The organism is Myxococcota bacterium (assembly GCA_039030075.1).
GTDB lineage: Bacteria > Myxococcota_A > UBA9160 > UBA9160 > SMWR01 > JAHEJV01.
The window spans coordinates 205,496-218,624 of the sequence record JBCCEW010000009.1 but is presented as its reverse complement, the minus strand read 5'-3'; the positions used below and the strand labels follow the sequence as shown (position 1 = coordinate 218,624).

At 70.3% G+C, this 13,129-nt stretch carries 9 protein-coding genes; 8 read left to right on the top strand and 1 reads right to left on the bottom strand.

The window, feature by feature from the left end; genetic code table 11:
• Nucleotides 1-155: 155 nt before the first annotated feature.
• Genes AAF430_12280 through AAF430_12260 form a run of 5 tightly spaced genes read left to right on the top strand, consistent with a single transcriptional unit; the run spans nt 156 to nt 4,330 of the window.
• Nucleotides 156-401: a phosphopantetheine-binding protein gene (locus AAF430_12280; GenBank protein MEM7411006.1), complete on the top strand. Its 246-nt coding sequence runs from the start codon at nt 156-158 to the stop codon at nt 399-401.
• A 20-nt stretch (nt 402-421) separates the two neighbouring features.
• Nucleotides 422-1,723 carry a beta-ketoacyl-[acyl-carrier-protein] synthase family protein gene (locus AAF430_12275; protein MEM7411005.1) on the top strand — a complete coding sequence of 434 codons (1,302 nt, stop codon included), beginning with the start codon at nt 422-424 and terminating at the stop codon, nt 1,721-1,723.
• Nucleotides 1,720-2,637, top strand: coding sequence for an ACP S-malonyltransferase (gene fabD, locus AAF430_12270; protein MEM7411004.1), 918 nt, complete (start codon nt 1,720-1,722; stop codon nt 2,635-2,637). Before AAF430_12275 ends, fabD begins: the two co-directional genes overlap by 4 nt.
• Before the next feature lie 11 nt (nt 2,638-2,648).
• A complete protein-coding gene (locus AAF430_12265; GenBank protein MEM7411003.1) occupies nt 2,649-3,431 on the top strand; it encodes an SDR family oxidoreductase in 783 nt (260 codons plus the stop codon).
• Entirely contained in the window at nt 3,428-4,330 is a 903-nt protein-coding gene (locus AAF430_12260; protein ID MEM7411002.1) for a hypothetical protein, read from the top strand. The genes AAF430_12265 and AAF430_12260 overlap by 4 nt, the downstream gene beginning before the upstream one ends.
• Here AAF430_12260 and AAF430_12255 read toward each other — a convergent pair.
• The gene (locus AAF430_12255) at nt 4,327-4,968 is read right to left on the bottom strand and encodes a DUF937 domain-containing protein (GenBank protein MEM7411001.1); all 642 of its coding nucleotides are present in this window, start codon (nt 4,966-4,968) and stop codon (nt 4,327-4,329) included. The two genes, AAF430_12260 and AAF430_12255, sit on opposite strands and share 4 nt — an antisense overlap.
• A gap of 273 nt (nt 4,969-5,241) precedes the next feature.
• On the opposite strand from AAF430_12255, the gene AAF430_12250 reads away from it, so the two are divergent.
• The 3 genes from AAF430_12250 (at nt 5,242) to AAF430_12240 (ending at nt 13,070) form a co-directional block, all read left to right on the top strand.
• Nucleotides 5,242-6,924 (top strand): penicillin-binding transpeptidase domain-containing protein, encoded by a 1,683-nt coding sequence (locus AAF430_12250; GenBank protein ID MEM7411000.1) that lies wholly within the window; start codon nt 5,242-5,244, stop codon nt 6,922-6,924.
• Nucleotides 6,925-7,031: 107 nt separating this feature from the next.
• On the top strand, nt 7,032-9,419 hold the full coding sequence (locus AAF430_12245) for a CoA transferase (GenBank protein MEM7410999.1): 2,388 nt from the start codon (nt 7,032-7,034) through the stop codon (nt 9,417-9,419).
• Nucleotides 9,420-9,542: 123 nt separating this feature from the next.
• A complete protein-coding gene (locus tag AAF430_12240; protein ID MEM7410998.1) occupies nt 9,543-13,070 on the top strand; it encodes an indolepyruvate ferredoxin oxidoreductase family protein in 3,528 nt (1,175 codons plus the stop codon).
• The last annotated feature ends 59 nt before the right edge of the window (nt 13,071-13,129 follow it).

Sequence of the window (13,129 nt, the reverse complement as noted above, 5' to 3'; positions counted from 1 at the left end):
GTGGGTGTTGGTGTGTGTGGGTGGGTGTGTGTGACCACCCCCCGCCCCGGGCGCCGCCCCCGCGGGGCGCCGGAAGACCGCGAAACCGCTTCGCGGCCTTGACCACCCTACGTCCTGCTCTGCAGGCGCACACCATCATCGGAGGAAACCGACCCGTGAACCGTGAAGAGATCTTCGAAGTGATCAAGTCCTCGATCCGCCTGGTCATCGATGGCGCCGACAACCGCGACATCGTCGAGAGCGACAGCATGGCCGACTACGGCGCCGACTCCCTCGAGATCGTCGAAGTGGTTTCCCGCTCGATGAAGGAGACCCGCATCAAGGTCCCGCGCACCGAGCTTTCGACGGCAGAGAACCTCGGCGACCTGCTCGACCTCTTCGAGAAGGCCCAGGCCAGCTAGGCCGCGGCCGGAGGGCCCTCGTGAACGACCGACGCGTCGTCATCACCGGCATGGGTGTCGTCACCGTGCTCGGCCAGAGCTTGACCGAGTACTCGGCGAGCCTGAAGGCCGGACGCTCGGGCATCACCCACTGGAAGGACATGGACCGCCGCATCTACTCGAAGATCGGCGGAGACATGGGCGACTTCGACGTGCAGGATCACCTCGCGTCCTATTCGCAGAACGTCGCGCCGATTCCCGAGGACCTTCAGAAGCGCGCGCAGAAACTGCTGCGCGCCACTCCGCTGTCCGGACGCATCACGTCCATGGCCGCCTTGCAGGCGGCCATGGACGCGGGCCTCCTTCCCGATCGGGAACCCGGCGAAGGCATCGCACCCGAGCGCTTCGGCCACGTGATGGGCGGTCACAACCTGACCGTCAAGTACTACCGCGACAACGTCGAGGTCTTCGAGGACGAGCCCGAGTTCCTCGACCCGCTCTTCGGCGTGCTCTGCCTCGACACCGACGTGCTGTCGGTGACCTCGGAGCTCCTGAACCTCCAGGGTCCGAGCTACACCGTCGGTGGCGCCTGCGCGAGCGGAAACCTGGCCCTGCTCTCCGGCCTGCAGCTCGTGCGCTCCGGCGCCGTCGAGGCGGTCGCGGTGTCGGGGGGAGCTTCGGACTGCGACCCGATTACGCTGCAGGGCTGGACCCAGATCGAGGCGCTGTCCTTCAAGTCGTTCAACGACGAACCCGAGCGTGCCAGCCGACCCTTCGACGTGCGCCGCGAGGGTTTCGTGCCCAGCGAGGGCTCGGCCGTCGTCATCCTCGAGAGTTACGAGAGCGCACGTGCGCGGGGTGCCCATATCTGGGGCGAGCTGCTCGGCGCAGCGTCGGCCTCGGACGCGTCGCGGCTGCCGAAGCCGAGCCAGCTCGGTCAGGTCCGCGTGATGCAACTCGCGCTCCAGGATGCCGGCGTCGACCCGGATCAGATCGACTACGTGAACGCCCACGCCACCTCGACGCCGCTCGGCGACGCGATGGAGGTGATGGCGATCCAGGAAGTGCTGGGAGCCCGCGCGAAGCAGATCCCGGTGAACGCCACGAAGTCGATGCTCGGCCATTGCCTCACGGCGGCGAGTCTCGCCGAGCTGGTCGCGTTGGTGCTGCAGATGAACGAGGACTATCTGCACCCCACCATCAACCTCGAAGAGCAGGACCCGGAGCTCGACCTCGACTTCGTGGCCAACGAAGCCCGCGACCACCGCTTCGACATCGCCATCTCGAATGCCTTCGGCTTCGGCGGGCTGAACTCCTGCGTCGTGGTGGGCCGCAAGCCGTGAGTACGGTCTTCCTCTTCGGCGGCCAGGGCTCCCAGACGCCCGGCATGGGCGACGAGCTGCGCGAGAGTTCCGCCGTCGCACGCGCCGTGTTCGAAGAGGCGGGTGCTGCCGTCGACTTCCCCCTGCTCGAGCGCATGTCCAAGGGTCCGGCCGACGCGCTGCGGCGCACCGAGGTGGCCCAGCCCGCGCTCCTCACGATCACCGTGGCTCACGCACGCGAGCTGATCGCGCGGGGAATCACTCCGGACTACGCGATGGGTCACAGTCTCGGTCAGTACGGGGCCCTGGTCATCGCCGGCGCGCTCGACTTCGCCGATGGCCTGCGGCTGGTGTCCGAGCGCGGCCGACTGATGCAGGCGGCCGTGCCCGAGGGAGAAGGGGCGATGTTCGCGATCGTCGGCGTGGACCGCGACGAAGTGGTCAACGCGTGCCAGACGGCCGCCACGCACGGCATCGTCGAGATCGCCTGCCACAACACCGAGGGACAGACCGCGATCTCGGGAACTCCCGCCGCCGTCGAAGCCGCGGCCGACGCCCTCGAAGAGGAAGGCGCGGGGGTCGTGCCCCTCGAAGTGTCGGCACCCTTCCATTGCTCCTTGCTGGCCCCGATCCGCGACGACTTCCGCCGCTGCCTCGAGGCCGTCCCGTTTCGCGCCCCGGAACTGCCGGTCATCGACAACGTGAGCGCGCGGCCCCTCGAGAGCGCGGACGCCGTGCGCGACGCGCTCCTCGAACAGGTCACGGCGCCCGTCCTGTTCGAAGAGAGCCTCTGCTGGTTGGCTGAACGAGGCGACGTCGATCGCGCGATCCAGTGTGGACCGGGGAAGCAGCTGCTCGGATTCGCGCGACGCATTCTCCGCGAGGCCCGCGGCGAGACCTTCGACGAGGTCGCGTCGCCGACGGCCGCCGCCTGAGGCTCGGCGCCTTGTCCGAGCGGGGATCATTGATCGATCGCGGGTTCGTCATCACGGGCGGAACGCGGGGCCTGGGACGCGCGACCGTCCTCGAAGCACTCGAGCGCGGGGCGAAGGTCGTGTTCTGCGGTCGGCCGGGCTCCGAGGACGCCGCGGCGGAAGTGCTGGACGCGGCGAAGGCGCGCGACCGGGGCGACGCGGTCTGGTTCGTCCCAGCCGACGTGCGCAAGGAAGAAGACGTCGAGACGCTCTTCGACTTCGCCGCCGAGAAGCTCGAGACGCTCCACGCGCTGGTGAACAACGCCGGGATCCTGAAGAACGAGCTCTTGATCTCGACCTCGATCGAGGACTGGCAGGAAGTACTGGACACCAACCTGCGCAGCGCCTTCCTCACCACCCGGCGGGCCGTCGAAGAATTCCTGGTCGGCGGCGAAGGCGGTCGGATCGTCAACGTCAGTTCGATCGTCGCCGGCGGTGCCGCCGGACTCGCGAGTTACGCCACGTCGAAGTCGGCGTTGCTCTCCTTCACTCGCGCGGTCGCCAAGGAGTACGGGCGCCGCAACATCGCGTGCAACGCGGTGGTCCCGGGTTTCCTCGAAACCGGGGTCACCGACGTCCTCTCCGACGAGGGCCGCGAAGACCGCGCGAAGCTCTCGCCGCACCGCCGCCTGGGCCGCACCCAGGAGGCCGTCGAGGCGATCCTCTACCTGGCGTCCGACGAGGCGTCCTATGTCACCGGCGACGCCCTCTACGTCGCCGGGGCGGTGCGCGACGTCCCCGAGCTCCGCTCGTGATCGACGCCCTGGCCGTGACCATCGCCCGCGTCGGCATCCGCGGGTTGGTGGCGCTTCCGCTCGAACGCGCCCTCGCCCTCGGCCGCTTCGTCGGCGACGTCTGCTACCACGTCCTGCGGCTGCGACGCCGGGTGGTGCTCGCGAACCTCGCCCATGTGCTGGGCGATCGCACGACCGAAGCCGAACGTCGCGAGATCGCCGCCGAGTCCTATCGCCAGTTCGCGATGAACGTGGTCGAAGTCGCGCGGGGTCTCCATGCGCCGGAAGAAGTGCGCGGGCTCGTCGAGATCCCGCAGGCCGAGCGGGTCCGCGCCATGCAGAAGGCCGGCGAGCCGCTGATCCTGTGCATCCCGCACGCGGGGAGCTTCGACCGGGCCGGCTGCGGCGCCGCCCACCTGGGCGTGGAACTCCACGCGATGATGACCCCGGTGAAGAGCCCGCGCTTCAACGAGCTGCTGGTCGCCAGCCGCGAGCGCGTCGGGCTCCGCGTCCTCTTGAAGGGCGAGGAGTCGTTCCACGAGATGTTCGACCTGCTCGACGAGGGCAAGACGGTCGCCCTGCTCCCCGATCAGAACGCGCGGCGCGGCGTGACCGTGAACTTCCTCGGGAAGCCGGCGGTCACCTTCCAGGGACCGGCGGTGCTCCACCTCGTGACCGGCGCACCGCTGGCGATCGCGATCGACCGCCGACGACGCGATGACCCGCGCCGGCACGACGCCGAAGTCCGCTTCCTGCCGCCCTACACACCGACGGGCAAGCGCAAGGAGGACATCCGCGCCGTGACGCAGCAACTCTGCGACGTCATGGGCGAGATGATCCTCGAAGCGCCGGAGCAGTACCTGTGGCTGCACCGCCGCTGGGGCAAGGAAGTCACGCGAGGCGAGGCGACCCCGGCCTAGAAGAACTTCTGGGCCATCCCCAACAGGTCGTCGGCCATCGAGCCGTCCTTGTCGGCATCGAGAAAGCTCGAGAGCATGTCGAGTCCCGGCGACCCCGAGCTGCCGCCGCGGGAGCCACCGCCGCCGAGCGCGGCGCCCAGCACGTCGCCCAACCCGCCACCGCTGCTCCCGCCGGTGGCGCCGCCGAGCCCCTGTGCGAGCTGGCCGAGCAGTCCCCCGCCGCCCTGCGTCTGCTTTCCCATCGCGCCCATCACGGCCGCCGCCAGCATCGGGAGCATCTGCTTGATCAGCGACGAGTCGACACCGGTCTGCTGGCTGGCGTGACCCGCCACGTTGCGGCTGACGTCCTTGCTGCCGAGCAGGTGACCCAGAATGGCGTTGCCGTCGGCAATCGTGTCGGGGCGCCCCAGTGTCTCGGGCTGGTCGTAGTACTGCTCGTGGTTGCCCTTCTGCAGTGCCCCCAACAGCGCGTCGAGCCCCCCTTGCGACTGGGCATTGCGCTGCATGCCGCGCGCGAGGGTCGGCAGGACGGCGGCCGCGGCCGAGCGCGCCTGGTCTTCACCGATGCCGAGCTGGCCTGCCAGCTGCTGGACGATGGCACCTTGGTTCTGGTTGAGAAGCATGTCGGCGAGGTTCACGGGGGGTCTCCAGTGGGCGAACCCGCGCTGGGGGAGCGCCGGGGTCACGGTGAGGGCGCAAGCCTCCCACGGAACCCCGGGCCGGGCAACGCCGGGAAAGGCCTGCAGGAGAGCGGCGCACCCGGTCCCCGTGGGGAAACCCGGATGTCACAGGAAGGACACCGGAACTCGCGGCGCGGGAGCTAGAATGGGAGCGCGGATCCCTCCTGGGTGGGCCCTCGTTCGAGCGGCTCCCGATGCTCCCGCGGACCCGACGTCCGCTCCCGATCGTTCATGCCGTACTCGCCTGCCCATGCCGCTCCCTGCTCGCTGCGCCTCCTCGGCCGCCGGTGCGCTGCGCTCGCGCTGGCGGCGGTCCTCCTGGCCGTCGCTGCGCAGGCCGACGAGCCCGAGCCGACCCAGCTCGCCGCCCTGGTTGGCGACGGCACTCCGCCCGTCTCGGCCGGGCCCGTGACCACCATGGCCCTGGCGGCGGCCCTGGGTCACCTGCCCCCGGGCGTGCGCCCGCCGGAAGGCACCGTGATCCTGCGCGAGGAACGCGGGACCTACGGTCCGCGACTGATCGAACAGCTCCCGGTGACCGCACCGGGTGGCGGCGCACCCTACGAAATCGAATACACCGTCGATCCGACCATCGACGCCGAGATGCGCGCGGTGCTCGCCGAGAAAGAGGTCACGCTGGGGCACGTGATCCTGATGGATCCCCACACCGGCGAGGTGTTTTCCTACGTCTCGACCGACCCCACCGTATTTCCCGCGACCGGTACCTACCCGACCGCGTCGCTCATGAAGGTGGTGACCGCGGCTGCCGTCCTGCAGCACGCCCCCAGAGCCGCGAAGCGGAACTGTCGCTGGGATGGCAACCCCTGGATCGTCGAAGAGGAACAGCTCGAACCTCCCGAGACGGGCGGACGCCTCGACTCGCTCGCCGACTCCCTCGCGATCTCGAACAACCAGTGCTTCGCGCGCCTGGCTGTCCACGATCTCGGCGAGAAGAAGCTGGTCCGCGAGATGGAAGTCGCGGGCCTCTTCGAACCGCCGGCCGCGCATCACCTGCCCGGTCGGGTCGAAGAGATCGAAGACGACCTCGCGCTCGGCTACCTCGGATCGGGGCTCGGCGGCTCCTTCGTCTCTCCGATGGCGGCGGCGCGCCTCGCGGCACTCTTCGCGAGTGGCAACCTCGTCCAGCCCTACTGGGTGGCGCGCGTCCGTGACGCGCGCGGACAGCTGCTCGCGAATCCGCCCCACCCTGCGCCGGAGTCGGTCTGGCCCGAGCCCGTCGCGCACTCCCTGCGCCAGTGGATGATCGACGTCACTGCACGCGGCACCGCGAAGAGCGCGTTTCGCGACGAGGAGGGCGTACCCCTGCTCGGCGACATCGCCGTCGCGGGGAAGACCGGCACCCTGCGCGGCACCGAGCCGGAAGGTCGCTACCAGTGGTTCATCGGCTTGGCTCCGGCCGAAGCGCCGCGCCTCGCGATCTCGGCGGTCGTGGTGAACGAGGAAGGAATGTCGAGCGCCGCGCAGGTCGCCGGTGCCGCGCTCGCCCGTCTCTTCTGCTTCGAAGGCACCTGCCACCCGGCGCGCGTCGAACGCTTGCATTGGCGCTCCCGGGAACGGGATCGCGCCACCGCGTCGGAGCTGGCCACCCAGCGCGCCGCGCGGGAGATCGCCGCGCTGAAGCCCCACCCGCGACCGCGTCTGCTCGGCCAGCCGGTGCTCGATTTCCCGCCGCGACTGCGCCGACGGCCGGTGACCGGCGAGATGCGGCTGCGCATCGGCCTCGCGACCTCGGGCAACGTGGTGCGCGCCGAAGTCCTGGACTCGGGACTCCCGACCCGCTTCTCCCCGGTCGTGCTGCGGCAGGTGCGGGGTTGGCAGTTCAGCCAGACCTACGAGGACGGCGAGGCGATCGAGCGGACCTTCGAGTTCCCGATCCGCATCTCGATCGAGTAGCGCACGCCCGGGGGCCGGGGCGCGCGCCCGCACACCGGTTCGGAATGGCTTGCCTCGCCGGCAGTGCGCACCGAGAATGCGCCCGTCCCCCGTCGGTGAGGAGAACCATGGCTGGAGCCCAAGAACGAGACGCCCACGCGGACCCGCTGCACCGCCCCTTCCGCGGCGTCCGGGTGCTCGATCTCTCCCAGGAGATCAGCGGCCCCTACGCGACGAAGCTCCTGGCGGATCTCGGCGCCACGGTCCTCAAGGTCGAGGATCCCGAGGCACCGGACCCGCTGCGCCGCCGGACCGCCTCGCGTCAGGACCTGCCGGACGGCGAGGACAGCGCCCTGTTTCGGTTCCTGAACGGAGGCAAGCGCGGAGCATCCTGCGGAGCCGGGCAGCGCGAAGCGCTACTCGCCCTGGCGAGAAACGCGGACCTGCTCTTCGAGAACGGTCCGCCGGGATCCCTGGAGCGCCGACTCGCTTCCGTCGCGGAACTCCGCGAGGCCAACCCGCGCCTCTCGGTCGTCTCGGTGTCGCCCTGGGGCCGCCAGGGACCGTACGCCGAGCGGCCGGCGAACGAGTGGACGCTGCTCGCGGCGACCGGCTTCACCGGACGTCGTGGCACCCCCGAGCGAGGTCCGATCGGTGCCGGCGGACGACTCGGCGACTACATCGCGGCTTCGTTCGCGGCGGTCGGCGCCCTCGCCGCACTGCACGGTGCGCGGCACACCGGAGAGGGACGCCACGTCGACGTCTCGATGTTCGAAGGCATGTTGCTGTGCACGACGACCTTCGCAGACCTGCACAGCCAGTTCGTGGAAGGCCTCCAGCCCCAGTACCTCGACACCCCGGCCATCGAGCCCGCGTCCGATGGGTGGGTGGGCCTGTCGGCGATCACCAGCCAGCAGTGGCAGGACTTCTGCCTGATGATCGAGCAGCCCGAACTCGGCTTGGACGAGAAGAACCTGAGTGCGGACCTGCGCATGAAGAACCTCGAGTTCATCCACGGCGTCATCCACGCCTGGACCCGCGCGCGCAGCGTGGAGGAGATCCTCGAGCAGGCGAATCTCCTGCGGCTGCCGTCGGCGCCGGTCTGTGACGCCGAGCGCCTGCTGCGGGTCGACCACTTCGCGAAACGCGGCGTCTTCGTCGACAACCCCCACGGTTTTCTGCAGCCGCGGTCCCCCATCCATCTCTCGTCGGTGCCCGACCCGGCGCCCCGACCGGCTCCGTCGCTGGGCGAGCACGCGCTGGCCTGGCCCGAGGAAGCGGGCAACGGCGCACCGGCGGCGCCTTCCGACGCAACCTCGCTCGAAGGGCTGCGCGTCGTGGACCTCACGGCGTTCTGGGCTGGACCGTTTGCGACCCGGGTGCTGTCCCAGCTCGGCGCGGACGTGGTGAAGGTCGAGTCCATCCAGCGCCCGGACGGCATGCGCTTCGTCAACACGAAGCCCGGCTGCACGCCGTGGGAGGCCGGATCGATCTTTCACGGCACCAACACGGGAAAGCGAGGCATCACCCTGCGCCTGGACGCGGCCGAGTCGCAGCCCGCCCTCCGGGCACTCGTCGAACGCGCCGACGTGCTGATCGAGAACTTCTCTCCCCGCGTGCTCGAGCACTTCGATCTCAGCTGGGAAAAGCTCCACGCCTGGAACCCGCGTCTGATCCTGGTGCGCATGCCCGCCTGGGGGCTCGACGGCCCGTGGCGCGACCGCACCGGCTTCGCGATGAACGTGGAGCAGGCCTGTGGGATCGCCTGGCGCGCGGGCTACGCCGACCTTCCCCTCACCCCGAACGTCTGCGACCCGATCGGTTCGCTCCACACGGTGACCGCCCTGCTCGCCGCGTTGGCGCAGCGCGAGCAGACGGGCGAGGGACAGCAGATCGAGGTGCCGCTGGTCGAACCGGGCCTCAACCTTGCCGCGGAACAGGTGTTGGAGCACTCGGCCTACGGCGCGTCTCTGACTTCGGAAGGGAATCGCGGCCCGGATGCCGCGCCGCAAGGGGCGTATCGCTGCCAGCAGGGGGAGTACCTGGTGCTGGCCGTCGAGAACGACGATCAATGGCGCGCGCTGGGCTCCGCCTTCCCGGACGCCGGCCTCGCCGACCCCGCCTGGAACACGGCCGCGGCTCGCCACACCCACCACGACGCGATCGACGCCCGACTTGCGGCGCTCTTCGCGGAACTCCCGGTCGCCGACGCCGAAGCGCGCGTCCTCGCCGCGAGCGTCCCGGCCCAACACCTGGTGAACGGACACCGGGTGTCGCCGCATCCGCAGCTCACCGACCGCGGGTTCTTCGCGGAGATCGACCATGTCGAGACCGGCCGCTCGCGCTACCCCGGCCTCCCCTATGTCGGGGTTGCCGGTGACGGGCCGAGTACGCCGCCGCCGACGCTCGGCGAGCACAACCGCGAGGTCCTCGAAGGCGAGCTCGGTTTCGATCGCGAAACCGTGGATGCCTGGGAGGAAGCGGGGCTGATCGGCCGCAAGCCGGCCTGGGTCTGACCCGCCCCCAGGGCGCGCGCCGGTGAGATAGGCTCTGCCAGCAGGGGTTCGGCGGGCTCAAGCCATTGCTCGGGACGCCGCTAGGAGGAACAGCCCGGAACCACCGCAGCGCAGGGGGGCCGCATGTCGGCCAACGGCAAGTATCGGCTCGAAGACCGCTATCTCGCAGACGAAGGCACGGTCTTCCTCACGGGTATCCAGGCCCTGGCCCGCTTGCCCCTCGAGCAGCTGCGCGCGGACCGCCGCGCGGGACTCACCACCGCCGCGCTCATCACGGGCTATCCCGGATCCCCGCTGGGCGGCTACGACGGCGCGGCCGCCCGGGCAGCCGCCCTGGCCCCCGACCTCCCCGTGCGGTGCCGCCCGGCCATGAACGAGGAGTACGCGGCCAGCGCCGTGATGGGATCGCAGCTCGCCGCGATCCAACCCGACTGCCGCTACGACGGCATCGTCGGACTCTGGTACGGAAAAGCGCCGGGCGTCGATCGTGCCTCGGACGCGCTGCGCCACGCGGTCTACGCCGGAACCTCGATGTACGGCGGGGCCGTCGCGATCGTCGGCGACGACCCGTCCGCGAAGAGTTCGACCCTGCCCTCGTCGTCGGCCGGAATCCTGGCCGGCATGCACGTGCCCCTGCTCTACCCGGGCGACCCGGCCGAGGCGCTCGACCTGGGCCGACACGCCATCGCGCTCTCGCGACTGACCGGGCTCTGGTCGGCGCTGAAGATCGTGGCCGATGTCGCCGACGCCACGGCGAGCGTCGAGCTGCACCCCGAACGCATCGTTCCGGTCCTGCCCACCTGGAACGGTCGTCCCTACCTCCACCGCCCGGACGGCCGCCTGCTCACCCCGCACACCCTCGACCTCGAACGCGAGATCACCGAGGTGCGCTACGAGCTCGCGAAGCAGTACGCGTCGGACAATCATCTGAACCGCGTCACCGTCGACCCGAAGGAAGCCTGGCTCGGCATCGTCGCTTCGGGGATCACGTACCGCGAAGTGCGCGAGGCCTTTGGGCGCCTCGGCCTCGAGAGCCACGCCGACATCGAGGCCTGCGGGATTCGCCTGCTCAAGATGGGGATGCCGCTTCCCTTCAATCCCGAGACCGTGCGGAGGTTCTCGCGCGACCTCCACGAAGTCTTCGTCATCGAGGAGAAGCAGCCGAACCTCGAGTCACTCGTGAAGGACGCGCTCTACGCGCTGCCCGGACGCCCGGCCGTCGTGGGCAAGACCGACGAAGACGGCGCCGCACTGCTCCCGGGACACGGCGCCCTCGATGCAGACGTGCTCGCTCCGATCCTCTGGACGCGTCTCGAGTCACGCGTCGGCCACAGGCTCGACCGCCCCGAGTTCGCACCCTCCCCCGAACTCCCGGTCCTGCAAGCGCAGCGCACCCCGTTCTTCTGTTCCGGCTGTCCCCACAACCGCAGCACCGTCGTGCCCGACGGCGCGCTCGTCGGCGCCGGCATCGGTTGCCACACCATGACGCTCCTGATGGACGAGAAGCGCGTGGGCGAGATCGCCGGCGTCGCCTGCATGGGGAACGAGGGCACCCAGTGGATCGGCATGTCCGATTTCGTCGAACGCGAACACTTCATCCAGAACCTCGGCGACGGCACCTTCTTCCATTCGGGACAGCTCGCGATCCAGGCCGCCGTCGCCGCCAGGGTCAACGTCACCTACAAGCTGCTCTTCAACGGCACGGTCGCGATGACCGGCGGGCAGGACCCCCAGGGTCAGCTCGACGTGCCGGCAGTCACCCGGATCCTCCTCGAACAAGGGGTCGCGAAGGTCTGGATCACCGCGGACGAACCCGACCGCTACGACGCCGTCGTGCTTCCCCCGGACGTCGAGGTCTTCCCGCGAGCGCGGCTCCTCGAGGTGCAGGAGCGTCTGGCGCGCGTTCCCGGCGTCACCGTGCTGATCCACGACCAGGCCTGTGCCGCCGAGACGCGACGGGCGCGGAAGCGCGGCCGGCTCCCGACCCCGAAGCAACGCGTCGTCATCAATCCACGGGTCTGTGAAGGCTGCGGAGACTGCGGGCGGGTCAGCAACTGCCTGTCGGTGCAACCGGTCGAGACCTTCTTCGGCCGCAAGACCGAGATCGAGCAGACGAGCTGTAACCTCGACTACTCCTGCCTCGAAGGCGACTGCCCGTCGTTCATGACGGTGACCTCCCGGCCGGAGCGCTTCTGGCATCGCTGGTTCCGCGCCGACCCGAGCGAGGTCGCGAGCGCACCGCCCGCCCCGCCGGCACCGCTCCCCGACCCGGAGCTTCGGGTCCCCGCCGACGATTTCGCCGCGCGCATCACGGGCATCGGCGGCACTGGCGTCGTGACCGTGTCCCAGGTGCTCGGAACAGCCGCCATGCTGGATGGGTTCCAGGTGCGGGGGCTCGACCAGATCGGACTTTCCCAGAAGGCCGGCCCGGTGGTGAGTGACCTGCGCCTCTCGCGGGGCGCTCCCACCCACACCAATCGACTGGGCGAAGGTCAGGCCGACCTCCTGCTGGCCTTCGACGGGCTGGTGGCGGCCTCGGAAAAAGGGCTGCTCACCGCGAGCCCCGAGAAGACCACCGTCGTCGGATCCACCTCGCCCACACCCACCGGCGAGATGATCACCCACCCCGAGCCCGGGCTCCCCACCGCCGACGCGCTGGCCGAGCGGCTGTCGGAAGTGACGCGCGCCGATGCCCATTTCTGGGCGGATGCCGCCGGCATCGCCCGGGCCCTGTTCGGAGGCGCGACGACGGCGAACCTGTTCGTCGTCGGCATGGCCGTCCAGGCCGGGTGTCTGCCGATCTCACCCGCGCGCATCGAAGAGGCGATCGATCTGAACGGCGTGTCCGTCGACCAGAACCTCGCCGCCTTCCGCTGGGGCCGCGCCCAGGTCGCGAACCCGGCGGCGATCGAGGAAGCGTGTGCAGCCACGGCGAGCGCGTCGCCCATCGCCCCGGTGCTGCCCGCGGCCGTCGAGGCGCGCGTGGCGGCGCTCGGTCTGACGGAGACCCGCAGCTTGGCGCTCCGCCGCTACGCGGCGGAGCTGATCGCCTGGCAGAACGTCCGCACCGCCGAGCGGTGGCTCGACGTCGTCGAGCAGGTCGCCGAGGCCGAGGCCCGCCTGCCCGGCACGCGCGACGAGCTGACCCTGGCCGTCGCAGCGAATCTCTACAAGCTCACCGCGTACAAGGACGAGTACGAGGTCGCGCGCCTGATGCGCGACCCGGAGGGTCTGGCTCCCGCGGACCGGGTGCGGGGACGTGGAGCACGGCTGCACTGGCATCTGCACCCGCCGCTGCTGCGCGCATTCGGTTTGCAGCGCAAGCTCCGCTTCGGGAGCTGGGCGCGGGCCTTCATGGCCCTGCTCGCCGCGGCGAAACCGCTGCGCGGCAGCTGGCTCGACCCCTTCCGCTGGGCCGAGGTCCGGCGCCTGGAACGAGAGCTCCCGCCCGAGTACGTCGAGCGGATCGAGGCCGCCCTACCGCTCTTGCGGCCGGGGAACCACGCGGAGCTCGTGGCCTTCGCAAGCCTGCCCGAGCAGATCCGGGGGTTCGAGGACCTGAAGATCGAGCGGATCGACGCCTACCGGCGCCGCGCCGCCGACGCCTGGAACGAACTCCGCGGCGATCCGCCCGAGAGCGACGAGGCCTGACTTCGCCGACGGCCGCCGGCAGCGGCCGCCTCCCTTCCGACCGGAACGGACCGCTCCGC

What these genes read in the sequence shown, in the direction of transcription:
- AAF430_12245 (MEM7410999.1), top strand. Translation starts at nt 7,032, where the DNA reads ATGGCTGGAGCCCAAGAACGAGACGCCCACGCGGACCCGCTGCACCGC.
- AAF430_12250 (MEM7411000.1), top strand. Translation starts at nt 5,242, where the DNA reads ATGCCGTACTCGCCTGCCCATGCCGCTCCCTGCTCGCTGCGCCTCCTC.
- AAF430_12240 (MEM7410998.1), top strand. Translation starts at nt 9,543, where the DNA reads ATGTCGGCCAACGGCAAGTATCGGCTCGAAGACCGCTATCTCGCAGAC.